Annotated in this window: 21 protein-coding genes; 7 read left to right on the top strand and 14 right to left on the bottom strand. The window is 72.3% G+C overall.

Going from position 1 to position 25,200, the window contains the following annotated elements:
* Position 1: 1 nt before the first annotated feature.
* Entirely contained in the window at positions 2-1,669 is a 1,668-nt protein-coding gene (locus ACF1GV_RS33785) for a PucR family transcriptional regulator (RefSeq protein ID WP_391688540.1), read from the bottom strand.
* Positions 1,670-1,855: 186 nt separating this feature from the next.
* Positions 1,856-4,321 (bottom strand): ATP/GTP-binding protein, encoded by a 2,466-nt coding sequence (locus ACF1GV_RS33780; protein ID WP_391688537.1) that lies wholly within the window; start codon positions 4,319-4,321, stop codon positions 1,856-1,858.
* Positions 4,322-4,560: 239 nt separating this feature from the next.
* Between ACF1GV_RS33780 and gabT the strand changes: the two genes are divergently transcribed.
* Together gabT and ACF1GV_RS33770 are read left to right on the top strand one after the other, a co-directional pair.
* Entirely contained in the window at positions 4,561-5,895 is a 1,335-nt protein-coding gene (gene gabT / locus ACF1GV_RS33775) for a 4-aminobutyrate--2-oxoglutarate transaminase (protein WP_391688534.1), read from the top strand.
* A 399-nt stretch (positions 5,896-6,294) separates the two neighbouring features.
* Complete coding sequence (locus tag ACF1GV_RS33770; RefSeq protein WP_391688531.1) at positions 6,295-6,933, top strand: phosphatase PAP2 family protein; 639 nt, start codon at positions 6,295-6,297, stop codon at positions 6,931-6,933.
* Here ACF1GV_RS33770 and ACF1GV_RS33765 read toward each other — a convergent pair.
* The 8 genes from ACF1GV_RS33765 to ACF1GV_RS33730 all read right to left on the bottom strand — a co-directional run bounded on the left by ACF1GV_RS33765 (position 6,872) and on the right by ACF1GV_RS33730 (position 16,527).
* Positions 6,872-8,668 carry a chitinase gene (locus ACF1GV_RS33765; protein ID WP_391688529.1) on the bottom strand — a complete coding sequence of 599 codons (1,797 nt, stop codon included), beginning with the start codon at positions 8,666-8,668 and terminating at the stop codon, positions 6,872-6,874. The two genes, ACF1GV_RS33770 and ACF1GV_RS33765, sit on opposite strands and share 62 nt — an antisense overlap.
* Before the next feature lie 86 nt (positions 8,669-8,754).
* Positions 8,755-9,210, bottom strand: a complete 456-nt coding sequence (locus ACF1GV_RS33760) for a hypothetical protein (protein ID WP_391688526.1) — start codon at positions 9,208-9,210, stop codon at positions 8,755-8,757.
* 135 nt (positions 9,211-9,345) lie between these two features.
* Positions 9,346-10,764, bottom strand: a complete 1,419-nt coding sequence (locus ACF1GV_RS33755; RefSeq protein WP_391688523.1) for an NAD(P)/FAD-dependent oxidoreductase — start codon at positions 10,762-10,764, stop codon at positions 9,346-9,348.
* Positions 10,765-10,800: 36 nt separating this feature from the next.
* Positions 10,801-11,601: an ABC transporter permease gene (locus tag ACF1GV_RS33750; protein ID WP_391688520.1), complete on the bottom strand. Its 801-nt coding sequence runs from the start codon at positions 11,599-11,601 to the stop codon at positions 10,801-10,803.
* A complete protein-coding gene (locus ACF1GV_RS33745; RefSeq protein ID WP_363266547.1) occupies positions 11,602-12,531 on the bottom strand; it encodes an ABC transporter permease in 930 nt (309 codons plus the stop codon). It lies immediately after the preceding gene.
* Positions 12,531-13,679 (bottom strand): ABC transporter ATP-binding protein, encoded by a 1,149-nt coding sequence (locus tag ACF1GV_RS33740; protein ID WP_391688517.1) that lies wholly within the window; start codon positions 13,677-13,679, stop codon positions 12,531-12,533. Before ACF1GV_RS33740 ends, ACF1GV_RS33745 begins: the two co-directional genes overlap by 1 nt.
* A gap of 5 nt (positions 13,680-13,684) precedes the next feature.
* Complete coding sequence (locus ACF1GV_RS33735) at positions 13,685-14,932, bottom strand: spermidine/putrescine ABC transporter substrate-binding protein (RefSeq protein WP_391688514.1); 1,248 nt, start codon at positions 14,930-14,932, stop codon at positions 13,685-13,687.
* A gap of 53 nt (positions 14,933-14,985) precedes the next feature.
* On the bottom strand, positions 14,986-16,527 hold the full coding sequence (locus tag ACF1GV_RS33730) for a gamma-aminobutyraldehyde dehydrogenase (protein ID WP_391688511.1): 1,542 nt from the start codon (positions 16,525-16,527) through the stop codon (positions 14,986-14,988).
* A gap of 257 nt (positions 16,528-16,784) precedes the next feature.
* Here ACF1GV_RS33730 and ACF1GV_RS33725 point away from each other — a divergent pair, with 257 nt between their 5' ends.
* Positions 16,785-17,348, top strand: coding sequence for an NADAR family protein (locus ACF1GV_RS33725; RefSeq protein WP_391688509.1), 564 nt, complete (start codon positions 16,785-16,787; stop codon positions 17,346-17,348).
* 138 nt (positions 17,349-17,486) lie between these two features.
* Here the strand turns inward: ACF1GV_RS33725 and ACF1GV_RS33720 are convergent, their stop codons facing one another.
* Entirely contained in the window at positions 17,487-18,347 is an 861-nt protein-coding gene (locus ACF1GV_RS33720) for a DUF4190 domain-containing protein (protein ID WP_391688506.1), read from the bottom strand.
* A 264-nt stretch (positions 18,348-18,611) separates the two neighbouring features.
* Here ACF1GV_RS33720 and ACF1GV_RS33715 point away from each other — a divergent pair, with 264 nt between their 5' ends.
* Both ACF1GV_RS33715 and ACF1GV_RS33710 read left to right on the top strand, forming a co-directional pair.
* Complete coding sequence (locus ACF1GV_RS33715) at positions 18,612-19,682, top strand: adenosine deaminase (protein ID WP_391688503.1); 1,071 nt, start codon at positions 18,612-18,614, stop codon at positions 19,680-19,682.
* An 82-nt stretch (positions 19,683-19,764) separates the two neighbouring features.
* On the top strand, positions 19,765-20,490 hold the full coding sequence (locus ACF1GV_RS33710) for a glycerophosphodiester phosphodiesterase (RefSeq protein ID WP_391688500.1): 726 nt from the start codon (positions 19,765-19,767) through the stop codon (positions 20,488-20,490).
* Here the strand turns inward: ACF1GV_RS33710 and ACF1GV_RS33705 are convergent.
* Positions 20,463-21,080, bottom strand: a complete 618-nt coding sequence (locus ACF1GV_RS33705) for an NADPH-dependent F420 reductase (RefSeq protein ID WP_391688497.1) — start codon at positions 21,078-21,080, stop codon at positions 20,463-20,465. The genes ACF1GV_RS33710 and ACF1GV_RS33705 overlap by 28 nt on opposite strands.
* Before the next feature lie 69 nt (positions 21,081-21,149).
* Between ACF1GV_RS33705 and ACF1GV_RS33700 the strand changes: the two genes are divergently transcribed.
* Together ACF1GV_RS33700 and ACF1GV_RS33695 are read left to right on the top strand one after the other, a co-directional pair.
* Positions 21,150-21,524: a winged helix-turn-helix transcriptional regulator gene (locus ACF1GV_RS33700; RefSeq protein WP_391688494.1), complete on the top strand. Its 375-nt coding sequence runs from the start codon at positions 21,150-21,152 to the stop codon at positions 21,522-21,524.
* 148 nt (positions 21,525-21,672) lie between these two features.
* Positions 21,673-22,836, top strand: coding sequence for a serine hydrolase domain-containing protein (locus ACF1GV_RS33695; protein ID WP_391688491.1), 1,164 nt, complete (start codon positions 21,673-21,675; stop codon positions 22,834-22,836).
* 6 nt (positions 22,837-22,842) lie between these two features.
* Here the strand turns inward: ACF1GV_RS33695 and ACF1GV_RS33690 are convergent, their stop codons facing one another.
* Together ACF1GV_RS33690 and ACF1GV_RS33685 are read right to left on the bottom strand one after the other, a co-directional pair.
* Positions 22,843-23,382 (bottom strand): HXXEE domain-containing protein, encoded by a 540-nt coding sequence (locus tag ACF1GV_RS33690; RefSeq protein ID WP_391688488.1) that lies wholly within the window; start codon positions 23,380-23,382, stop codon positions 22,843-22,845.
* Between the two features lie 257 nt (positions 23,383-23,639).
* On the bottom strand, positions 23,640-25,079 hold the full coding sequence (locus tag ACF1GV_RS33685; protein ID WP_391688485.1) for a gamma-aminobutyraldehyde dehydrogenase: 1,440 nt from the start codon (positions 25,077-25,079) through the stop codon (positions 23,640-23,642).
* Positions 25,080-25,200: the final 121 nt, after the last annotated feature.

The raw sequence follows: 25,200 nt of genomic DNA, 5'->3' as shown, positions 1-25,200 counted from the left end.
ACTATTCGGTCGATGTCGCCTTCAGCGCCAGCCACAGCTCCATACGGACGTCCGGGTCGTCCAGGGAGCGGCCGAGGATCTCCTCCACGCGGCGCATCCTGTAGCGCAGCGTGTGCCGGTGCACGCCCAGGTCGGCGGCGGCCGCGTCCCACTGTCCGTGCCGGGACAGCCAGGCACGCAGGGAGGCCACCAGGTCGCCGCGGCCCGTCGCGTCGTGCTCGTGCAGCGCCCGCAGCAAGCCGTCGGCGAACGCCTTGACCGCGTCGTCGGCGAGCAGCGGCAGCACCGACCCGGACGCCAGATGCTCGTGCTCGACGCACACCCTGCCGCGCCGGCGGGCGACCGACAGCGCCTGTTCGGCCTGCTTGTACGCGGCGGCGGCCGCGATCGGCCCGGACGGCGCGGACAGGCCCACGATCAGTTCGTCGTCCTCGCCGCCGGCCTGCTCGTGCGGCTCCGTGGCGCGTCCCGCCTCCAGGGCCGCCGCGTACGCGGTGCAGGCGCCGACGGCCGCGCCGCCGTCGGTGGCGAGCACCACGAGGCGCTCCCCGTCGGGGACGACGAGCACGGCCTCACCGGCGCGGGCGGCGGCCGCCTCGACGGTCTCGGCGAGGCCGCCGAGCGGGTCGCCCGAGGAGTCCACGGCGGCCGCGGGCCCGGCGGGGGCCGGTTTCGTAGCCGTCACGTGCGCGTGGGCGTCGGCATGGGCCCGGGCGGCGGAGGCGGACGCCGACTCGGCGACGATCACCCGGAACGGCGCGTCCAGCAGCGTCCCGTACAGGTCCCCGGCGACGGCCCGCGCGTGGTCGGGCTCCCCGGCGAGCAGCATGCGCAGCACGGCGGTGCCGACCCGCTGCTCGGCGGCGTGCAGCGAGCGGGAGCGCTCGGTGGTGAGGGTGAGCAGGGCGATCGCGGAGTGCACGGCGTAGCGCTCGGCGGTGCCGAGGGTGGCGGCGGTGCCGACGGCGAGGGCGGCGCGGGGGCGGCGGCCGGTGCCGAGGGAGTGCAGTTCGACGCGGTCCTCGTGGTCCGGGCCGCCGACCACGGAGGAGGCGGGGGCGGGCCGCTCGCGCAGCCGCTCCACGTCGGGGGTGAGCCGGGCCGCCCGGCGTACGGCCCAGTCGGGCGCGGTGGCGACGACGGCACCGGAGGCGTCGTACAGCGCCGCCCAGCCGTCGACCTGCGCGGCGAGCGCGGCGAGCAGCCCCTCGGGGCCGGAGTTCAGGGCCTGTTTCGTCAGCTCGCGCTGGGCGGCGAAGCCGGCGGTGACGGCCCGGTACTGGTCGGCGGCGATCGCGGCCGACACGGCCTTGCTGATCGCCAGGAAGGGCGTGCGGCGCGGCACCTCCAGCAGCGGCAGGCCCTCGTCGGCACAGGCGTCGACCAGGGCCTTCGGGGTCTCCTCGTAGTTGACGCCGACGGCGAAGCCGATGCCGACCACGCCCGCGCCGGCCAGCCGCCGCACGTACCGCCGCATCGCCTCCGGGTCCTCGGCGTCCAGCTTCAGCGCGGTGATCAGCAGCAGCTCCCCGCCGTCCATGTACGGGACGGGGTCGGCGAGCTCGCTGACGTGCGCCCAGCGCACGGGCACGTCCAGGCGGTCCTCGCCCGCCCGCACGGTCAGCTTGAGCGCGGAGTGGTGGACGAGGGAGGCGAGCGTCAGGGGCATGGGACCTTCAGGTCTGCGGCAGGTCTGCGGATGTCGTGGGAGCGCTGTGATCGCTGTGATCCTTTGGCCGCCACGTATGAACGACCTATGTCGATTCTGCCTCACCGTACGGTCGCCGCGCGCCGCCGTCCGGGAGTTCCGGACAGCGGTGGGAGCAGCCGTGAGGTCGTGAGGCCGGCGGTGACGTCAGCCGCGCAGGTCCACCAGCAGCGGCGGGGCGTGCTCGCCCGTCACCGTGGTCAGCGACAGCACGGCGTGCCCCGGCGGCACCGAGTGCGCCAGCTCGGAGGCCGACCACCGCTCCCGCTCGACCTGCCGGACGGTGACCGCCTCCGTGGTGACGGCCTTGCCGGTGACCAGTTTGCGCAGCGCGTGCAGGGCGCGGGTCATGGGCTGGTCGGCGAAGACGGTGTGCTGGGCGACGTCCCGGGTCTCCACCCACTCGGTACCCCAGGCCCCGGCGAACCGGCTGCCGTCCCAGGTGCTGACCCCCGACAGGGCCATACGGCACCCGACGGCGGCGTACAGCGGCCCGTGCAGCGCCTCGGGCACGTCGGCGACGGTGCGCAGCGCGAGGACCACGCCGGCGTTCTGCGAGCGCAGCCGCTGGATGCGGCGGACGGACTCGGCGGTGACGGCGCCGGTGGCGTCGTCCAGGACGAGGCAGGCGAAGTGGTCGCGGCCGCTCTCCCGCGCGACGGCGGTGAACTGGGCGAGCACCAGCCGGGTGAGCAGCCGGGCGGCCTCCTCGTGCCCGTGCTCGGGCAGATCGATGCGCACGCGCAGCGGGTGGTGGGCGAGGGAGCGCAGCGAGAACGGCTGGATCGTGTCGCCGCCCGCGCCGAAGAACTCCGCGAACACCGGCCGGTCCAGCAGGGCGAGCCGGTCGGCGAGCGCGAGCCCGGGGTCACCGGGGGTGCCGGACTGGCGGACCCGGGCGTCCAGCTCGCGCCGCATCACGGCGTGCCGCTCCTCGGCCAGGGCGGCGCGCAGGTCGGTCAGCGGCGTGGGCTCCCCGGCGAGCAGTTCGCGCAGCACGGGCAGGGTGGGGAAGACGCCGTAGGCGGCCCGGTACGGCCCGAGCAGCTGGGCCAGCGCGGTCGCGGCGCGCTGGGCTCCGACGGTGTCAAGGTCGCCGGCGAGCGCCTCGGCGAGCAGGGACGCGGCCTCGTCTGGGTCGGTGGCGCCGGCGTAGGGGTCGAGGTCGTGCACGGAGGCGGGGTCGCCGATGCGGACCACCACGTCGAAGGAGGCGTCGGGTCCGCATCCGGCGCCCACCGCGACGACGGCGCACTGCCCGGTCAGCGCCTGCAGGGCGAGGGACTCGACGAGGGGTGCGGTCAACTGCCGGGTCTTGCCGGCGCCGGATGGGCCGACGACGAGCAGGGAGGTGCCGAGGGCGGCCGGGTCCAGGGCGGCGCCGGCGTCGCCGTACGCGAGGGGGGTGCGCTCCCCCGCGACCCAGCGGCCGATGCGCACCTGCCCGGCGCGCAGGTCGTGCCGGGCGGTGCGGGCGGGCAGGTCGCGGGTGCCGGAGGGGTGGGTGAGCGCGGCGGAGCCGTGGCGCAGGACGGCGTCGGTGAACTCGGCGAGGCGGCCCCGGCCGCGCGCCCGCCGCCAGGCGTGTTCCAGCCGGGCACAGTCGACGTCGTTCATCCGCCCGGCGAGCACGTCGGCGGTGAGCAGATCGGCGGCCTGGTGCTGGCCGGCCTCGCGCAGGGCGGGCCACTGGGTGGGCGGCACCGGCTTGTCGGGTACGGCGGTGGTCTGCGCCTCGCGGCGGGCGCCGAGCCGTTCCCTGGCGTAGGGCAGCCAGGCGCCGAGGCGGGCGAAGGGCCACACCACGAGCGCGGTGATGACGGCGTAGAGCAGGTCGGTGACCCAGGGCGAGGTGAAGACGTCGTAGCCGCCGGTGACCAGCGCGACCAGGGAGAACACCGGCCCTACGACGGGCAGCGCGTCCCAGCCGACGCCGGGGAAGGCGCTGGGGAAGACGAAGCTCAGGGCGACCAGGGCGAACAGCAGCGCGAGCAGGGCGCGGGCGGGCTGCGGGCGGCGGGCCACGATGTGCCGGACGACACCGGGCCAGCTGCCGAGCCGGCCCATGGCGTAGACGAGCACGCCGAAGAAGGTGCCGCCGTAGACGACGGTGGCCTCGGCGCCCTGCCAGCCCTTGGGGGAGGCGAAGGTGCCGCCCCACCACCAGTCGTCGGGGGTGACCAGGCGCAGCAGGCTCCACTGGTAGGGGAGGCTGCCGTGCCGCCACAGGGACCACAGCAGCAGCCCGATGACCAGCGGGACGGCCATGCCGACGAGGGTGACGGGGGCGAGCCGCTCGCGGCCGGTGCCGGGGTCGGGGCGGCGGTAGCCGAGCCGCCAGATCCCGGGCTCGGCGTCCGGGCGCGGCGCGTCCAGCCACTCGGCGACGGGGGACGCGGGGGGCTGCCCCGGTACCTGCCCGGGCACCGGGGCCTGCCCCGGTGCGTGTGCCGGCCGTGGTGGCACCCCGGAGGCCCCAAAAGGCCCAGCGGCCCCCGGCACCTGCGGCGGCCCGGCCGGGCGCGGCACCGGGTTCGCGTGGGTGCCTGACCGGGCGCCCGGCTGAGCACCCGGCCCGGCGCCCCGCGCCTCGTGCGTCCCGTCGCTCTCCATCGCCCCTGCCCCCTGACCAGCCGTTCCGTCGACCACTAGCGAGCCAATCTAACGCCCCCGCCAAGGGAGTTCACCGAGTGCGCGGCCGGTCCCGCATCGCCGGCCGCCCTCACCTGTATATCCATCGCGGACAACGGGCACCCCCGACAACGCCCACATGGAGCATGCCCGCCCCTCCTTCCCCGTCTTAGCCTGCGAGAAAAGAAGGCAAGCATCCGCAAGACCCCCAGGAGCCCCGCATGACCGCACTTCCGCAGGAGCGCCGCGTCGTCACCGCCATCCCCGGCCCGAAGTCGCAGGAGCTTCAGGCCCGCCGTCTCGCCGCGGTCGCGCAGGGCGTGGGCTCCACGCTGCCGGTGTTCGTCACGCGCGCCGGCGGCGGCGTCATCGAGGACGTCGACGGCAACAGCCTGATCGACTTCGGCTCCGGCATCGCCGTGACCTCCGTCGGCGCCTCCGCCGAGGCCGTGGTCCGCCGCGCCTCCGCGCAGCTCGCCGACTTCACCCACACCTGTTTCATGGTCACCCCGTACGAGGGCTACGTGGCCGTCGCCGAGGCGCTGGCCGAGCTCACGCCGGGTGACCACGCGAAGAAGTCGGCGCTGTTCAACTCCGGCGCCGAGGCCGTCGAGAACGCCGTCAAGATCGCCCGCGCGTACACCAAGCGTCAGGCCGTCGTCGTCTTCGACCACGGCTACCACGGCCGCACCAACCTCACCATGGCGCTGACGGCGAAGAACATGCCGTACAAGAACGGCTTCGGCCCGTTCGCCCCCGAGGTCTACCGCGTCCCGGTCGCCTACGGCTACCGCTGGCCCACCGGTGCGGACAACTGCGGACCCGAGGCCGCCAAGCAGGCCATCGACCAGATCACCAAGCAGGTCGGCGCGGACAACGTGGCCGCGATCATCATCGAGCCGGTGCTGGGTGAGGGCGGCTTCATCGAGCCCGCCAAGGGCTTCCTGCCGGAGATCGTGAAGTTCGCCAACGACAACGGCATCGTCTTCGTCGCCGACGAGATCCAGTCCGGCTTCTGCCGCACCGGTCAGTGGTTCGCCTGTGAGGACGAGGGCATCGTCCCGGACCTGATCACCACCGCCAAGGGCATCGCCGGCGGTCTGCCGCTGGCCGCCGTGACCGGCCGCGCCGAGATCATGGACGCCGCGCACGCGGGCGGTCTGGGCGGCACCTACGGCGGCAACCCGGTGGCCTGCGCCGGTGCGCTCGGCGCGATCGAGACGATGAAGGAGCTCGACCTCAACGCCAAGGCGAAGAACATCGAGGCGATCATGAAGTCCCGCCTCACCGCCATGGCCGAGAAGTTCGAGATCATCGGCGACATCCGTGGCCGTGGCGCGATGATCGCCATCGAGCTGGTCAAGGACCGCGCCACCAAGGAGCCGAACGCCGAGGCGGCCGCCGCCCTGGCCAAGGCCTGCCACCAGGAGGGCCTGCTGGTCCTGACCTGCGGCACCTACGGCAACGTGCTGCGCTTCCTGCCGCCGTTGGTCATCGGCGACGACCTGCTGAACGAGGGCCTCGACATCATCGAGCAGGCCTTCACCCGCATCTGAGTACGAGGTCCGCACGCACGTCGTGCGCACGTCCGGCGGCCCTGCGGCAGAGGGTGTGAAGAACGTGTGCGAGGTGGATGGCAGGTGGCCGTTCCTGCTGTTCGCCACGCACCGGCTGTCGTAGGTTCTACCCAGATGAGAGATACACCCCCACCCACAGGGGACTGTGGGTGATCTCAGGCCGAGGCCTCCCCAGCTTCGACCTGGTCGTGCCTCGCGCACACAGATGGAGCCCCAGGGCTCCGGATCTCCTCACCGATCGGACGGTCGCCCGCCCCAAACCCCCCGGGGCGCGCGACGTTCCGGTCAGTTCGGCCGCCCCGGAACGCCCCCCCCTGTTCCGGGGCGGCCGCCTCCTTTTCCCGCCGGCCCGCCGTCCGCTGACGGATCATGGGCGTCATGCTTCTGCTGCTCCTGCCGGTCCTGCTCTTCGCCCTCGCCACCTGGCAGGTCGTCACCGACGGCCCGCTGCTCACGGTGGACGAGCACCTCAGCGGCGACATCGTGCACCCCGACCGCTTCTGGGAGCTGCTCTCCGACCTCGGCAACGTCCAGGTCGCGGTGCCGGTGCTGGCTCTGGCGGTGGGCTGCGCCGCCTGGCGCGGCCGGCTGGCCGGCCTGGACCGCTGGTGGCTCCCGCCGGCCGCGGCGGCGCTCACCATGGCGCTGGTCCCGGCCCTGGTCGTGCCCCTGAAGGAATGGACCGCCCGCCCCGCCACCCCGGTCATGCCCCCGGCCGTCGGCTACTACCCGTCCGGCCACACGGCGACGGCCGCGGTGGCCTACGGCGCCACGGCCCTGCTCGTGCTGCCCTGGCTCCGCTCCCCCGCCGGCCGCCGCGTCACCGTCGCCGCGTGCACGGCCCTCGTCCTGGCCGTGTCCACCGGACTTCTGATCAGGGGTTACCACTGGCCGCTGGACGTGGTGGCCAGCTGGTGCCTGGCCACCGTCCTGCTGACGGCACTGTGGCGGGTGATCAGCCGAAGTAGCCGTCGAACGTCCGCTGGAACTCCCCGCCGCCGTAGCGGTCCCAGTTGACCGACCATGTCATCAGGCCGCGCAGCGACGGCCAGGTGCCGTGGGGGGTGTAGGGACCGCAGTTGGTCTTCTTCGTCAGGCAGTCGAGGGTCTTGGTGACCTCGGCGGGGGTGACGTGGCCGTTGCCCGCGTCGGTGGAGGCCGGCATGCCGATGGCGATCTGGTCGGGGCGCAGGGGCGGGAAGACGCGGGCGGGGTCGCCGGCGACGGGGAAGCCGGTGAGCAGCATGTCGGTCATCGCGATGTGGAAGTCGGCGCCGCCCATGGAGTGGTACTGGTTGTCCAGGCCCATGATCGGGCCCGAGTTGTAGTCCTGGACGTGCAGCAGGGTCAGGTCGTCGCGCAGGGCATGGATCACCGGCAGATACGCCCCGCAGCGCGGGTCCTGGCCGCCCCACTTGCCGGTGCCGTAGTACTGGTAGCCGTTCTGCACGAAGAAGGTCTCGGGGGCCATCGTCAGCACGAACGTGGCGCCGTACTTCGCCTTCAGGGTCTTCAGCGCGGAGATCAGGTTGACGATCACCGGGGTCCTGGGGTTCCGGAAGTCGGTGTCGTCGGCGTTCAGGGACAGGGAGTGGCCCTCGAAGTCGACGTCGAGTCCGTCGAGACCGTACTCGTCGATGATCTCGGAGACGGAGGCGACGAAGGTGTCGCGGGCCGCCGTGGTCGTCAGCTGGACCTGGCCGTTCTGGCCGCCGATGGAGATCAGGACCTTCTTGCCGGCCGCCTGCTTGGCCTTGATCGCCGCCTTGAAGTCGGCGTCGGACTCGGCGTTCGGGCACTCGGTGAGCGGGCAGCGGGTGAAGCGGATGTCCCCGGAGGTGACCGAGGTGGGCTCGCCGAAGGCCAGGTCGATGACGTCCCAGCTGTCGGGGACGTCGGCGAGGCGGGTGTAGCCGGCGCCGTTGGCGAAGCTCGCGTGGAGGTAGCCGACCAGGGCGTGCGCGGGGAGGTCGCCGCTGCCGCCGCCCGTCGTCGCCCCGGTCGTCGCCGTCACGGCCGCCGACTTCGCGGACTCACCGGCGCTGTTGACCGCGGTGACCTGGAAGGAGTACGGCGTCGACGGCGCCAGGCCCGTCACCGTGGCCGTCGTGCCGGTCACCGCCCGGTCCTTCGTGCCGTCGCGGTAGACGGCGTATCCCGTGGCGCCCGGCACCGCCGGCCAGGACAGGGTGACAGTGGTGGAGGTGACGGTGCCGATCGCCGGGGCCGCCGGAGCGGCGGGCGGCTGTCCGGTCGTGCCGCCGGGGCCGGTGAGGGTGAGGTCGTCGGCCTGGTAGGCGCCGGTGCCGTACCAGCCGTGGGTGTAGATCGTGACCGCGGTCGTGGCGGCGCCGGTGCGGAAGGTGGTGGTGAGCTGCTGCCAGTCGGGGGCGGACTGGGTCCAGGTGGAGACGTCGGTGGTGCCGGTGCCGCTCGCGCCGAGGTAGACGTAGGAGCCGCGGACGTAACCGGTCAGCGTGTACTGCGCGTTCGGCTGCACGGCCACCGTCTGGGCGCACTGGGCGTTGTCGTTGCCGGCCGGGGTGGCCTGCAGCGCGTGACTGCCGCTGTGCACCGGTGAGGTGATGGTCTGTCCAGTGGGGCAGGTCCAGCCGTCGAGGCCGGACTCGAAGCCGCCGTTCACCGCGAGGTTCGCGTCGGCCGCACGGGCGGCCGACGAGAGCGCGGTGATGCCGGGGACGGCCAGGACGGCGGCCGTGATCAGGGCGGCCAGGGGTCTGGTGCGGTCCACAAGTGCCTCCGGGCATGGGGGAAGTGGAGGGGTGGAGCGCGCCCAACTTGGTCCAGACCAATCGCGTTGTCAAGGCTTTCGGCGGATCACCCCTGCTCGCCCCCGGCCGCCCGGCCCGCCGCCGCCTCGTGCATCGCCAGTTCGAGCAGCGCCGGGTCGGTCAGCGTGCCGGAGCCGTCCGGCTGGAGCAGCCAGCGCACCGCGCCGGTGGACAGGCCCGGGTAGGGCACCACGATCCAGGTGCCGGGCCCGGCGCTGCGGATGCCGGTGCCGATCCAGCGCGCGGCGGTCCCGGGCGGCACGAAGAAGCCCGTGCGATGGTCGCCGAAGTCGACCAGGACGGGACCGGGCCGGTCGAGGATGCGGGTGAGGACGTCGAGCGTCGGGTAGCCGAGGTCGCCCGGCAGGATCAGCACGTCCCAGGCCCGGCCGGCGGGCAGCAGCGCGACCCCGAGGGGATTGCGCTCCCACTCCCAGCGGCAGGCCCCGGGATCCGGCGCCACCGATGCCAGCCACTCCACCGCCGTCTTCGCCGCTGCCATGAGAAGACCTCCCTGTCCCGTGCACCTGTCGCGGCGCGGTGCGCGTCGCGGACGTCACGAACGAGAGGGAGGTCTTCCAGGAGCATTACGCGGGTTGCGGCAACCCGTTGGAGTGATCCGGGTCACGCGACAGGGTCAGCTGTCGAAGCCGAGCCCCAGCTTGTCCATCGTGCGCAGCCACAGGTTGCGGCGGCCGCCGTGGGCGTCCGCGCGGGCCAGGGACCACTTGGTGAGGGCGATGCCGGTCCAGGCGAACGGCTCCGGCGGGAACGGCAGCGGCTTCTTGCGGACCATCTCCAGCGCCGTGCGTTCGGTGCGCTCCCCCGCCAGCAGGTCCAGCATCACGTCCGCGCCGAAGCGCGTCGCGCCGACGCCGAGGCCCGTGTAGCCGGCCGCGTACGCCACCCGGCCCTGGTGGGCGGTGCCGAAGAACGCCGAGAAGCGCGAGCAGGTGTCGATCGCGCCGCCCCACGCGTGCGTGAAGCGCACGCCGTCCAGCTGCGGGAAACAGGTGAAGAAGTGCCCGGCGAGCTTGGCGTAGGTCTCCGGGCGGTCGTCGTACTCGGCCCGCACCCGGCCGCCGTAGGGGTAGATCGCGTCGTAGCCGCCCCACAGGATCCGGTTGTCGGCGGACAGCCGGAAGTAGTGGAACTGGTTCGCCGAGTCGCCGAGGCCCTGCCGGTTCTCCCAGCCGATCGACTTCAGCTGCCCGGCCGTCAGCGGCTCGGTCATCAGCGCGTAGTCGTACACGGGGACGGTGTACGACCGCACCCGCTTGACCAGGCTCGGGAAGATGTTCGTGCCCAGCGCGACCTGCCGGGCGCGGACCTGGCCGTACGGCGTGCGTACGGCCATACCGGTGCCGTACGTCTTCAGCGTGAGCGCGGGGGTGTGCTCGTAGACGCGCACGCCGAGGTCGACGCAGGCGCGCTTGAGGCCCCAGGCCAGCTTGGCCGGGTTCAGCATCGCCACGCCGCGGCGGTCCCACAGGCCCGCCTCGAAGGTCGGGGAGTTCACCTGCGCGCGCACCGCGTCGGCGTCGAGGAACTCGATGCCCTCGGCGAGACCCTTCGCCTCCAGTTCGTCGTACCACTCGCGCAGTTCCCGCGCCTGGTACGGCTCGGTCGCCACGTCGATCTCACCGGAGCGCTCGAAGTCGCAGTCGATGCAGTAGCGGGCGATGGCCTGCTCGATCTCGTCGAGGTTGCGCCGGCCGAGCTCCTCCAGCGTGTGGATCTCGTCCGGCCAGCGGGTCAGCCCGTTGGGCAGGCCGTGGGTCAGGGAGGCGGCGCAGAAGCCACCGTTGCGGCCGGAGGCGGCCCAGCCCACCTCACGGCCTTCGAGCAGGACCACGTCCCGCTGCGGGTCGCGCTCCTTGGCGATCAGCGCCGTCCACAGTCCGCTGTACCCGCCGCCGACGACCAGCAGGTCGCAGGTCTCGGCGGTGGTCAGCGCGGGCTCGGGGCGCGGCCTGCAAGGGTCGTCCAGCCAGTACGGGACCGGCTGCGCTTCGGAAAGAGACTCTGTCCAACGGCTCATGGCGCTCGGGGCCATGATTTCAACTCCCTACAGGGTTTTACGGAAAGGGACTCACGCCTTGTGCTTGCTGCGGCGGTTTCCGGCCGCCATGGCGAACAGCACGCACAGGACGGCGACCAGGAACATGGCCGTACCGATGACATTGATCTGCACCGGCGTGCCGCGCTGCGCCGAACCCCACACGAACATGGGGAAGGTGACGGTCGAGCCCGCGTTGAAATTGGTGATGATGAAATCGTCGAAGGAGAGCGCGAAGGCGAGCAGCGCGCCCGCGGCGATTCCGGGCGCCGCGATGGGCAGGGTGACCCGCAGGAACGTCTGCACCGGTCCGGCGTAGAGGTCCTGCGCGGCCTGCTCCAGGCGCGGGTCCATCGACATCACGCGCGCCTTGACCGCGGTGACGACGAAACTGAGGCAGAACATGATGTGGGCGATCAGGATCGTCCAGAAGCCCAGCGGCGCGCCCATGTTGAGGAACAGGGTGAGCAGCGAGGCCGCCATGACGACCTCGGGCATCGCCATCGGCAGGAAGATCAGCGAGTTGACCACGCCCCGGGCGCGGAAGCGGTAGCGCACCAGCGCGAAGGCGATCATCGTGCCGAGCAGGGTGGCGCCGACGGTCGCCCACACCGCGATCTGCAGGCTGATGCCGAGCGAGCCGCACATGTCGGCGACGCCGCACGGGTCCTTCCAGGCGTCCGTGGAGAACTGCTGCCACTCGTAGTTGAAGCGGCCCTTCGGTTTGTTGAAGGAGAACACCGTGACGACGATGTTCGGCAGCAGCAGATAGGCGAGCGTGATCAGGCCCGCGATGACGACGAGCTTCTTCTTGAGCCAGTTGACGAAGGGCATTTAGACCAGATCCTCCGTCCCGGACCTGCGGATGTAGAAGGTGACCATGAGAAGGATCGCGGCCATGAGGATGAAGGACAGCGCGGCGGCCGTCGGATAGTCCAGGATCCGCAGGAACTGTGTCTGGATGACGTTGCCGATCATGCGGGTGTCGGTGGATCCGAGCAGTTCGGCGTTGACGTAGTCGCCGGCCGCCGGGATGAAGGTGAGCAGCGTGCCGGAGACGACGCCCGGCATCGACAGCGGGAAGGTCACCTTGCGGAAGGTGGTCCACGGCCGCGCGTACAGGTCGCCGGCCGCCTCGTGCAGCCGCCCGTCGATGCGCTCCAGGGACGTGTACAGCGGCAGGATCATGAACGGCAGGAAGTTGTACGTCAGACCGCACACCACCGCGAGCGGGGTGGCGAGCACACGGTCGCCGGCCGTCCAGCCGAGCCAGCTGGTGACGTCGAGGACGTGCAGCGTGTTCAGGGCGCCGACGACCGGGCCGCCGTCGGCGAGGATCGTCTTCCAGGCGAGGGTGCGGATCAGGAAGCTGGTGAAGAAGGGCGCGATCACCAGGATCATGACCAGGTTCTTCCAGCGTCCCGCGCGGAAGGCGATCAGATAGGCCAGCGGGTAGCCGAGCAGCAGGCACAGCACGGTCGCGGCGGCCGCATAGGCGACCGAGCGCAGGAACTGCGGCCAGTACTCGGCGAGCGCGTTCCAGTAGGTGGCGAAGTGCCAGGTGACCTTGTAGCCGGTCTCCAGGGAGCCCGTCTGCACGGACGTGGAGCCCTGGTAGATCATCGGCAGCGCGAAGAAGACGATCAGCCACAGCAGGCCGGGCAGCAGCAGCCAGTACGGCGTGAGGCGGCCCCGCTTGCGCGGCGGCTTCTTCTCCGGTGCGGTGGGGGTGAGCGGCGGGGGCGCCTCGGTGAGCGTCGACATCAGGCCGCCGCCTCTTCCTCGGTGCCCGCGTCGATGTCCTGGGTCGCGTCCATGCCGAAGGTGTGCGCGGGGCTCCAGTGCAGGACCACGTCGGCGCCGGGAACGAGCCGGCCGTCGCGCTCGACGTTCTGCACGTACACCGCCAGCTCGTCGCAGACGGGGCTGTCGATGACGTACTGCGTGGAGACGCCGATGAAGCTGGCGTCGGCGATCTTTCCGGTGACGCGGTTGCGGCCCTCCGGGATCGAGCCCGCGTCGTCGGCGTGCGTGAGCGCGATCTTCTCCGGGCGGATGCCGACCAGCACCTTGCCGCCGGCGGTGGCGGGCGCGGAACAGCGCGCCTGCGGCAGCACCAGCTTGCCGCCGCCCGCCTTGAGGACGATGTCGTCGCCGCTCTTGGTGTCGACCTCGGCCTCGATCAGGTTGGAGGTGCCGAGGAAGTTCGCGACGAACGTGGTCTGCGGGTTCTCGTACAGGTCGGTGGGCGCGCCGAGCTGCTCGACGCGGCCGGCGTTCATCACGGCGACCGTGTCGGCCATGGTCATGGCCTCCTCCTGGTCGTGCGTGACGTGCACGAAGGTGATGCCGACCTCCATCTGGATGCGCTTGAGCTCCAGCTGCATCTGGCGGCGCAGCTTCAGGTCCAGGGCGCCGAGCGGCTCGTCGAGCAGCAGCACCTTCGGGTGGTTGATCAGCGCGCGGGCGACCGCGACGCGCTGCTGCTGGCCGCCGGAGAGCTGGTGCGGCTTCTTGCGCGCCTGCTCGCCGAGCTGGACCAGCTCCAGCATGTCCTCGACCTGCTTCTTCACGCTCTTGATGCCGCGCCGGCGCAGACCGAAGGCGACGTTCTCGAAGATGTCGAGGTGCGGGAAGAGGGCGTAGGACTGGAAGACCGTGTTCACGGGCCGCTTGTAGGGCGGCAGACCGGTCACGTCCTGGTCGCCGAGGCGGACGGTGCCGCTGGTGGGCTCCTCCAGGCCGGCGATCATGCGCAGGGTGGTGGTCTTGCCGCAGCCGGAGGCGCCGAGCAGGGCGAAGAAGGAGCCCTGCGGCACGGTCAGGTCGAGCGGGTGTACGGCGGTGAAGGCGCCGTAGGTCTTGCTGATCCCGGAGAGGCGGACGTCGCCGCTGTTGTCTGTCGTCGTCATGATCGTCACGCCCCAGTGAGCTTCGCGAATTTCTGTTCGTAGGCGGTCTCTTCCTTCTGCGTCAGGGAGCGGAAGGGGCGAGACTTCGCCTGCATTGCCTTGTCGGGGATGATCAGCGGGTTGTTCGCCGCATCCTTGTCGATCTTCGCAAGCTCGGCCTTCACGCCGTCGACCGGACAGACGTAGTTGATGTAGGCGGCGAGCTCGGCGGCTGCTTGCGGCTCGTAGTAGTAGTCGATGAGCCGCTCGGCGTTGGTCTTGTGACGTGCCTTGTTGGGGATCAGCATCACGTCGGTCGAGGTGATGTACCCGCTGTCCGGGATGATGAAGTCGACGTCCGGGCTGTCCGCCTTCAGCTGCACGACGTCACCGGCCCAGGCCAGACAGGCGGCGAGGTCGCCCTTGGTGAGGTCGGAGGTGTAGTCGTTGCCGGTGAAGCGGCGGATCTGACCGCTGTCCACGCCCTTCTGCAGCCGGGCGATCGCCGCGTCGAAGTCGTCGTCGGTGAACTTCGCCGGGTCCTTGCCCATGTCCAGCAGCGTCATGCCGACGCTGTCGCGCATCTCGGTGAGGAAGCCGACGCGGCCCTTGAGCTTGCGGTTGTCGAGCAGGTCGGAGACCGACTTCACCTCGACGCCGCCCAGCGCCTTCTTGTTGTAGGCGATCACCGTGGAGATGCCCTGCCAGGGGTAGGAGTACGCCCGTCCCGGGTCCCAGTCGGGATTGCGGAACTGCTGCGAGAGGTTGGCGTAGGCGTGCGGCAGGTGCGCCGGGTCCAGCTTCTGCACCCAGCCCAGACGGATCAGGCGGGCGGCCATCCAGTCGGTGAGGACGATCAGGTCGCGGCCGGTGTCCTGGCCCGCGGCGAGCTGCGGCTGGATCTTGCCGAAGAACTCGTTGTTGTCGTTGATGTCCTCGGTGTAGCGGACCGTGATGCCGGTGCGCCGGGTGAACTCGTCGAGGGTCGGATGGTGCTTGCCCGCGTCGTCGACATCCATGTACTCGGTCCAGTTGGAGAAGTTGACGGTCTTCTCCTGGGCCGAGTGGTCCTCGGCGGACGTGCCGCCCGCCGTCTTGCCGGCCGCGGGGATGCCGCAGGCGCTCAGCGCCCCGAGTCCGCCGACCGCCAGCGCGCCGCCCGCGGAGGCGCGCAGCAGGGAACGGCGGGTCAGGGCGGCCCGGCCGCCGCGGAAACTGCGCCGCATGGCGGCCGCTTGGGCCGGCGTCAGGCGGTCGGGCTCGTAACTCTCCATGCGCGTGGTTGCCCTTTCGGGAGGGGTGGGCCGTGGTCGGTGGCCCGTCGTGGCTATCGGTCCCCGAAGATCGTGCGGTGCCAGTCCTTCCTGACGACCGCCGTGTTGTCGAACATGACGTGCTTGATCTGCGTGTATTCCTCGAACGAATACGATGACATGTCCTTGCCGAAGCCGGACGCCTTGTAACCGCCGTGGGGCATCTCGCTGATGATCGGGATGTGGTCGTTGATCCACACGCACCCCGCCTTGATCTCGCGTGTCGCCCGGTTCGCCCGGTACACGTCCCGGCTCCACGCGGAGGCGGCGAGGCCGTAGGGGGTGTCGTTGGCCAGCCGGATGCCTTCATCGTCGCTGTCGAACGGCAGAACGACCAACACGGGGCCGAAGATCTCCGCCTGGACGATCTCGCTGTCCTGCGGGGCGTCGGCGACCAGGGTGGGCCGGTAGTAGGCGCCCTTGGCCAGCTCGCCGCCGGGTGCCTCCCCGCCGGTGACCACGCGCGCGTAGGCACGCGCCCGGTCGACGAAGCCGGCCACGCGGTCGCGCTGGGCGTGCGAGATCAGCGGTCCGAGGTCGGTGCCGGGGGCGAACGGGTCGCCGAGCCGCACCGTCTCCATCAGCGCGGCGGTCCGGGCGACGAACTCGTCGTACAGCGGGCGCTGCACGTACACGCGCGTGGCGGCCGTGCAGTCCTGCCCGGTGTTGATGAGCGCGCCGGCGACCGCGCCGTTGACGGCCGCGTCCAGGTCGGCGTCGTCGAAGACCACGAAGGGGGCCTTGCCGCCGAGCTCCAGATGCAGGCGCTTGACGGTGGCGGTGGCGACCTCGGCGACCCGCTTGCCGACCCCGGTGGAGCCGGTGAAGGAGGTCATGGCCACGTCCGGGTGACCCACCAGGCGCTCACCGGCCTCCTTCCCGGTCCCGGTGACGACGTTGATGACGCCGTCGGGGATACCGGCCGCGGTGGCGGCCTCGGCGAACAGCAGCGAGGTGAGCGGGGTCAGCTCGGCGGGCTTCAGCACGATGGTGTTGCCCGCGGCGATCGCCGGAAGGATCTTCCAGGCGGCCATCTGCAGCGGGTAGTTCCACGGCGCGATGGACCCGACGACACCGATCGGCTCACGGCGGACGTACGACGTGTGGTCGCCGGAGTACTCACCGGCCGACTGCCCCTGGAGGTGCCGGGCGGCACCGGCGAAGAACGCGGCGTTGTCGATCGTTCCCGGCACGTCGAACTCGCGGCTGAGCTTGAGCGGCTTGCCGCACTGCAGGGACTCCGCGCGGGCGAAGTCCTCCGCACGGTCGGCGAGGACCGCGGCGAAGCGGTGCAGGGCGTCGGACCGCTCCCCGGGCGTGGCACCGGCCCAGCCGGGGAAAGCCGCGCGGGCGGCGGCCACGGCCGCGTCGACGTCGTCGGCGCCGGCCAGCTCGTAGGTGAAGACGTCCTCGCCGGTGGCCGGGTCGACGACCGCGTGGGTGCGGCCCGAGGTGCCCCGGGTGAGGCGTCCCGCGATGTACTGCGCGCCGTCCGCGAAACGCTCCTGTGCGGGGAATTCCGCGGACCTCTCCGGGGTGGTGCCCGGGTTGTGCATGTCGCTCTCCTCCGCCGTCGTACCCCTGTCCCGTGAGGGAGACGGGTGGCTGTCCCGTGGGGATGGGTGGCTGCCCCTTGGGGGTGGGTGGCGTAGCTCCAGCTCGATTTGAGTGCCGATCCTGACAGAGGACCGGGAGGTGGACAAGGGATTCCGTTGTTGCCTTTCGGTTACGCGACGAATTCGGTCGACCAGGTGTCGAGTGATACCGGAAAAGGGCGGACGCAGTGTCAGTGGCGCGTGCCAGACTCGCGTGCATGACGGAGATCGATTCTCGGGAGGCCCTGGTCAGGGCGGTCCACGCGGGGGCGAGGATCAAGTACCTCTGCTTCTGGGGACACCGGCCGCGAGCCGACGGCCGGGTCGGCGCGAGCTGTCTGAGCCAGTGGTGGCCCTCACCGTTCGTGGTCGACGGCGTGCGGTACGCCACGGCGGAGCACTGGATGATGGCCGGCAAGGCGCGGCTGTTCGGCGACGCGGAGGCGGAGCGGCGGGTTCTGGCCGCCTCGCACCCGGCCGAGGCCAAGAAGGCGGGGCGCCTGGTGCGCGGCTTCGACGAGGCGGTGTGGGCGCGCGAGCGGTTCCGGATCGTCGTCGAGGGCAGCGTGCACAAGTTCTCGGCCGACCCGGAGCTGCGGGAGTTCCTGCTGAACACGGGCGACCGGGTGCTGGTCGAGGCCAGCCCGGTCGACCGTGTGTGGGGCATCGGCCTCGCGGCGGACGACGATGCGGCGACGGCCCCGGAGCGGTGGCGGGGACCGAACCTGCTGGGCTTCGCGTTGATGGAGGCGCGGGAGCGGTTGGGTCGAGGGCTCGCGTGAGGGGCCGGCGGGCGCGGCTCGTGTGGGGGCGTGGGCGGGCGCTGATCGCGTGAGGGGGGCGGGCGGGCGCTGCTCGCGTGAGGGGTGGGCCGGCGTTGCCCGCCCGCCCGGGGACGTCGGCTCGCGTGCGCCTCGGTGTCAGGAGGTCGCGATCACCAGGATCAGGAAGCCCACGCCGAGGACGATGCCCGCGGCGCCGCAGATGATGCCGGCCAGGGCCTGGCCGGCGTTGGTGGCCTCGCCCCGCTTGGCCTTGCTGCGGCCGATCGCGCCGAAGATCACGCCGAGAGCGCCCGCGATGATGGCCAGCGGCCACGCGCAGAAGATGACGGCGCCGATGATGCCGAGCACCAGCCCCGCCGTCCCCATGCCGTTGCTGGGCAGGGGCTGCATGCCGGGCCAGCCGTAGTAGCCGGCCGGGTAGCCGTGGGCCTCGGGGCCATGGGCACCGCCGGCCGCTCCCGGGTAGCCGAGAGGGCCGGGGTAGCCGTAGGGGACCTGGCCGGGACCGTCCGGTGCGATGGGCGGCGGCGGCACCGGTTCACCCCGCGGCGTGGACACGGCCGGGGGCGCGAAGGGGTTGGCGTCGGTGACATGGCCCGGCTGCGGCGGGGCGAAAGGATGGGCACCGCCGGCGTGGTGCGACTGCGGCGGGGCGAAGGGGTTGGGTTCGGGCCAGGAGTGCGCGGTGTCCGTACCGCCGGGGACGGAGGCGAACGTCTGCTGCTCCTGCAGGGGTGACGGGGCGAGCGGCCCCGAGGAGGCGACCGTGTGTCCGGGCTCCTCCGCGGCGCCGGGAGCGGCCCACGGGGCGGCTCGGCCGCCGGAACCGGACGCAGCGCCCGTGGCATGCGCCGGGAAGTCGTCGGAGGCGGACCCACCCCCGGCCGCCGGGCCCTTGCCGAGCGACACCCTCGGGCTCTCCCCCGCGCCGGGCCCGTCTGCGGTCCCGTTCTCGGGCGCCCCAGGTATCCCCGGTGTTCCCGTCTCGTCGGCCATGCGCGAATCCCCCTCTGCGAACGTCCCGCCATGCTACGGCCCGGCCGCACGCCCCACCCCGGCCCCCCGGCCGGCCCGGTGACGGCGACGGCGACAGCGACAGCGACAGCGACAGCGACAGCGACAGCGACAGGAGCGAACCCCCCGCCGACCCCCGTCACCCCTCCCCCGTCCCGGCCTACGATGATCCCGAATCACCGATCAGCCGATCACCGCGTCCCGGCACCGGCACCGCCGGCCGGGGCGCCGTCCCGGGGAGGACCCTTGACCGAGCACTTCGACGCGGCCACCGCCGCGCCCGTCCCGCGCGACCTGCACGCCTTCATCGCCGGTCTGCCCAAGGCCGAACTGCACGTGCACCACGTCGGCTCCGCCTCCCCGCGGATCGTCTCCGAGCTGGCCGCCCGCCACCCCGACTCCAAGGTCCCGACGGACCCCGAGGCGCTGGCCGACTACTTCACGTTCACGGACTTCGCCCACTTCATCGAGGTCTACCTGTCCGTCGTCGACCTGATCCGCACCCCGGAGGACGTCCGCCTGCTCACCTACGAGGTGGCCCGCGACCTGGCCCGCCAGCAGGTGCGCTACGCCGAGCTGACCATCACGCCGTACTCCTCCGTGCGCCGCGGGATCGACGAGCGGGCGTTCATGGCGGCGATAGAGGACGCCCGCAAGGCGGCCGAGGCCGAGTTCGGCACGGTGCTGCGCTGGTGCTTCGACATCCCCGGCGAGGCCGGCCTGGAGGCGGCCGAGGTGACGGCCCGGCTCGCCACGGACGACGCGGTGCGCCCCGAGGGGCTGGTCTCCTTCGGCCTGGGCGGGCCGGAGATCGGTGTGCCGCGCCCGCAGTTCGAGCCGTACTTCGACCGGGCGATCGCGGCCGGGCTGCACTCGGTGCCGCACGCGGGCGAGACCACCGGCCCGCAGACGGTGTGGGACGCGCTGACGTACCTGGGCGCGGAGCGGATCGGGCACGGCACGAGCTCCGCGCAGGACGCGACGCTGCTCGCGCACCTCGCCGAGCGCCGCATCCCGCTGGAGGTGTGCCCGACGTCGAACATCGCCACACGCGCGGTGGCCACACTCGACGAGCACCCGATCAAGGAGTTCGTGCGGGCCGGTGTCCTGGTGACGATCAACTCCGACGACCCGCCGATGTTCGGCACCGACCTGAACAACGAGTACGGGGTCGCCGCACGGCTGCTGGATCTCGACGAGCGGGGCCTCGCCGAGCTGGCGAAGAACGCCGTCGACGTCTCCTTCCTGGACGACGCCGGCAAGACCCGTATCCGCGAGGAGATCGACACGTACACCGCGCGGTGGCTCACCGCCTGACGATCACGGGCCCGCTGCCGTCGACGGGCGCGGACCGACCTTGGTCGACGGCCGGGGACCGGCTGCCGTCACAATGGCCCGCATGGAGACCCTGACGGCCGTGGCGCACCGCGGCGACCCGTACCGCGTCCGGGAGAACACGATCGCCTCCCTGCGTTCCGCGCTCGCCGCGGGCGCGGACGCCGTGGAGATCGACGTACGGCTCACCCGGGACGGCGTCCCCGTCCTCCTGCACGACGAGACGCTGAAGCGGCTGTGGGAGCAGGACCGCCCTCTGCTCGCGCTGTCGCTGGCCGAGGTGGAGGGACTGACCGGCGGCGGGGTGCCGACCCTCGCGGCGGCGCTGGCGGCGACGGACGACAGCCGGGTGATGGTCGACCTGCCCGGCACGCCGGACGTGAGGGCGGCGCGCCGGGTCGTGGACGTGGTCCGGGAGGCGGGCGCGCAGGACCGCGTGTACTACTGCGCAGCCGCCCAGGCCATGCTGGCGGTGCGTGCCGCCGACCCCTCCGCGGAGATCGCGCTCACCTGGACGAGCCTCGCGCCGCCGCGCCCCGCGCTGCTGGAGGCGGTGCGGCCGCGCTGGCTGAACTACCGCTTCTCCCTGATGGACCACGCCCTGGCCGAGCGCGTCCACCGCGACGGCTATCTGCTGTCCGTCTGGACCCCCGACACCCGTCGCGCCATGCGCCGCCTGATCGCCGCCGGCGTCGACTCCATCACCACCAACCGCATCGACCTCCTCAACTCCCTGCGCGAGAGCCAGGGGCGCCGTTCGGGTCACCCGGCCTCCTCGGGACAGCCCTGAGGGGCGAGCGGTGGTGCGATCGCCTGTGCGTCCGCGCCCTCGCCCACCCACAGGCGGATGAGGAGCGCGGCCGTGGCCTCCAGGAGGCCGGCCTCCGTCAGTCCCCCGGCGTTCAGCGGCTCGCACCCCAGGTCGCGGACGAGATGGCGTACCGCGGACAGCGCGTCCTCGTCGTCGCCGCACAGCGGGACCGCCAGCGGGCGACCGTCGAAGACGGGCGGGGTCAGCCGCCAGACGTCGACATGGCAGAGGTTGAACGCCTTGACCACGTGCGCGGCGGGTGCCGCTGCGGCGATGCGTTCGGCGGCCGAGGGGCCACCGGCCGTGCGGAGGGTGAATCCGGGGCCGACCGGGTTGGTGCAGTCGATCACAGTGCGCGCGGCGAGTGTGTCGGCGAGCCCCGCGACCACGTCCACCACGGCGTCGTACGGCAGGGCCAGCAGGACCGCGTCCGTGCCGAACCGGGCCGCCTCCCGCAGGCTGCCGTCCCCGCCAGAGCGGCCGCCGGTGTACACCGCGTGCCCGGCCCGCCGCCACTGTGTGCCGAGCGCGTCGGCCATGCCGCCGCTGCCCAGAATTCCGATGCGCATCCGCGTCTCCTTCGTCGTTCCCCGACCAACACCCCCACGCTAGGCAGGGGTTGAGGCACCATTCGGTACGTGACCACCGACCAGGACTTCCTCGCCGACTGCCGGGCCCGCCTCGCCTTCGACCTGCTCGCCAACACCTGGAACGCGGTGGTGCTGTGGGCCCTCGGCACCGGCCCCCGGCGCCACGGTGAACTGCGCGCGCTGATCGGCGGGATCAGCCAGAAGGTGCTGACCGAGACGCTGCGCCGACTGGAGTTCAACGGGCTGGTCGCCCGCCGGGCGTACGGCGGTGCGCCGCCCCGTGTCGAGTACGAACTCACCGCCCTGGGCCGGACGTTGCTCGCCCCGATCGACGCGGTCGGCGCATGGGCCTTCGAGCACGGCGACGAGGTGCTCGCCGCGCAGGACCGCTGTGCGGGGCACGGAGGCAGCGGCTTCCCTTAGGGGGTGACCCCACCCGTGCCCCGACGCATCGGGTGGGTCGATGGGGGTCCGGCCAGGGTCGGCAGCCCTCCTCGGTGACGATCCGGGCAGCCGTGCGGACGACGACGATGATCACGCACCGTCTTCGTCCGAGTCTCTGGAGCAGCCCATGTCCCCTCGCCGCCGCACCCTGGTCGCCACCGCCGCTCTCGCCCTCGCCGTCACGGTGGCCGCGCCGGCCACCGCGGCCGTCGCCGCGCCCGCGCCGCAGTCCCTGACGGCCGCCCGGGGGACGTCGGGCCCGGACGCCGCCGCGCTGCGGGCGGCCATCGCCGGGCTGCCCGACGAGGACGCCACGGCCGCCCTGGTCCGCGTCGGCGGCACGGGCGGCCGCTGGCGCGGCAGTTCCGGTGTGCACGACCTGGCCAGTGGCCGGGCGGCCGACCCGGACGCCCGCTTCCGGGCCGGCTCGACGACGAAGGTGGTGACGGCGGCGACCGTGCTGCGGCTCGCGGCGCAGGGCCGCGTCGACCTCGGGGCGCCGGTCGAGCGGTATCTGCCCGGACTGCTCGGGCCGGCGTTCCACGAGCCGGTGACGGTACGGCAGTTGCTGAACCACACCAGCGGCGTCCAGGCGGGTGACGGCTTCGGGGACTCCTTCGCCGAGCAGTACGCGCACCGCTTCGACACCCTTACGCCGGCTCAGGTGGTCGCGTCGGCGGTGGCGAAGGGGCCGGAGTTCGGCCCCGGGAAGCGGCAGCACTACCTGAACGTCAACTACACGATCCTGGGGATGCTGATCGAGAAGGTGACCGGGCGCCCGTACGCCGAGGAGGCGACCCGGCTGGTACTGCGCCCGGCCGGGATGCGGGACACGTACTTCCCCGGCACCGATCCGCGCATCCGCGGCCCGCACAACCACGGCTACCAGAAGGTACGGCAGCCGGACGGGACGACGACGCTGGTCGACGTCACGCAGTGGAACCAGGCGGACCGCTGGGCGGCCGGTGACATGATCTCGACGACGGCCGACCTGGAGCGGCTGATCACCGCCCTGTTCCGGGGCCGGATCGTGCCGGGGCGACAGCTGGAGGAGATGTTCACGCTGCCGGCCGGCATCGACGGCGCCACGTACAGCGCGGGACTGCAGACGTACACGGCCGGGGGGCGCACCTACTGGTTCAAGACCGGTGCGCGGTACGGCTACAGCTCGGCCGTCGCCGCGACCCGTGACCTGAGCCGGGTGGTGGTGTACTGCGTCGGCGACACCGACGCCAAGGACGACGACCCGAACCCCGTCGCCGAGCGGATCGTTGCGGCGGCGACCCGCTAGCCGAGGTCACCGCCCGACCACCCGCCGCGCCACCACGTGCGCCACGGCCGTGACGGCGCCCGCCGTGGCCAGGCCGACGGCGAGGTCGCGGGGGCGGGTCGGGCGCAGTACGCCGGCGCGGCGCAGGCGGCCGCGGGCCCAGAGGGTGAACGGCACCACGAGGAGCGGCGAGGTGGCGGCCCCGGGGGTGTAGCCGCGTACGGCGGCGGCCTGCGCCATGTGGACGAGGCCGTGCAGGCCGAAGCCGTTCAGTGCGGCCTCGTAGAAGGCCGACCGCCCGCCGCTGGCGTGCCCGGCGGCGGACGCCGCGGCGACGAACGTGCCGACGACCGCGACCGCCACCGGGAACTCCCGCTCGTCGACGGCCTCCATCCCGCGCCACGCCCGCTCGGGCACGGCAGGGAACCGCTCGCGCAGCCGGGGCAGGCTGCGCCGCACCCAGCGCGGGCCGGCCGCCAGCTCCTCGAGGTCGTGGAGCGCCCAGGCCGCGAGCAGGCCGAAGGTCACCCGGGCGGACAGGTTTTCACCGAGCGATGAATTATCCACACGGGCGATTCTGCTACAGCCCGGCGATCTTGTTCCACCGCTTCGCGAAATCCACCCGCTCCTCGGCCGTCATGTCGCGGGCGATGGCATCCCCCCGTCCCGTCGCCGGACACACCTCCGCCCCAGCCCCCCGTCCCGCCGCCCCGGGCCCCCGTCCCGTCGCCGGACGCACCGCGGCCCCGGACGGTCCGTCCTCCGTCCGGGGCCGCGCGTCGTGGGCCGAGGCCGTCGGCCTCAGCGCACCCGCAGGGGTGGTGTCACGCGTCCAGGGACGTCATGACGTGCTTGATGCGGGTGTAGTCCTCGAAGCCGTACGCGGACAGGTCCTTGCCGTAGCCGGACTTCTTGAAGCCGCCGTGCGGCATCTCGGCGACCAGCGGGATGTGGGTGTTGATCCACACGCAGCCGAAGTCGAGCTTCTTCGACATCCGCATGGCGCGGCCGTGGTCCTTGGTCCACACAGAGGAGGCCAGGGCGTACTCCACGCCGTTGGCCCACTGAACGGCCTGGTCCTCGTCCGCGAAGGACTGCACGGTGATGACCGGGCCGAACACCTCGTTCTGGATGATCTCGTCGTCCTGCTTCAGGCCGGAGACGACGGTCGGCGCGAAGAAGTAGCCCTGGTCGCCGACGCGCTTGCCGCCGGCCTCCACGCGCGCGTGGGCGGGCAGCCGCTCGATGAAGCCCTCGACCTGCTTGAGCTGGTTGGGGTTGTTCAGCGGGCCGAAGAGCACGTCCTCGTCGTCCGGCTGACCGGTCTTGGTCTCGGACGCGGCCTTGGCGAGCGCGGAGACGAACTCGTCGTGGATCGACTCGTGCACGAGCACGCGCGTGGCGGCCGTACAGTCCTGGCCGGCGTTGAAGAAGCCCGCCACGGAGATGTCCTCGACGGCCTTGGCGATGTCGGTGTCCTGGAAGACGACGACCGGGGCCTTGCCGCCCAGCTCCAGGTGGACGCGCTTGACGTCCTTGGCGGCGGACTCGGCCACCGACATGCCCGCGCGGACCGAGCCGGTGATGGAGGCCATCGCCGGGGTCGGGTGCTCGACCATGGCACGGCCGGTCTCACGGTCACCGCAGACGACGTTGAAGACGCCCTTGGGCAGGATCCCGCCGAGGATCTCGGCGATCAGCACGGTGGAGGCCGGGGTGGTGTCCGACGGCTTCAGCACGACGGTGTTGCCCGCGGCGATCGCCGGGGCGAACTTCCACACGGCCATCATCATCGGGTAGTTCCAGGGCGCGACCTGTGCGCAGACGCCGACCGGCTCACGGCGGATGATCGAGGTCATCCCCTCCATGTACTCGCCGGCCGAGCGGCCCTCCAGCAGTCGCGCCGCACCCGCGAAGAAGCGGATCTGGTCGACCATCGGGGGGATCTCCTCGGAGCGGGTCAGCCCGATCGGCTTGCCCGTGTTCTCCACCTCGGCCGCGATGAGGTCCTCGGCGCGCTCCTCGAACGCGTCCGCGATCTTCAGCAGGGCCTTCTGGCGCTCCGCCGGGGTGGTGTCGCGCCAGGCCGGGAAGGCGCGCGCGGCGGCCTCCATCGCGGCGTCGACGTCCGCCTGGCCGGACAGCGGCGCGGTCGCGTACGCCTCGCCCGTCGCGGGGTTGACCACCTCGGTGGTCCGTCCGTCGGCGGCGTCCCGGAACTCACCGTCGATGTAGTTGCGCAGACGACGCAGCTCGGTGCTCACTGCCGGCCCTCCAAGTTCGGTGTCCAATCACTGAGATGCCCAGACTAATCGCTGCGCCCACGTTTTCAACACCCCTGATCCCCTCGCTTCTGCGAAATCCGTCGGTCGCGGTCTCGTAAAC

The organism is Streptomyces sp. NPDC014006, from assembly GCF_043088925.1.
GTDB lineage: Bacteria > Actinomycetota > Actinomycetes > Streptomycetales > Streptomycetaceae > Streptomyces.
This window is presented reverse-complemented; position numbering and strand designations above follow the sequence as displayed.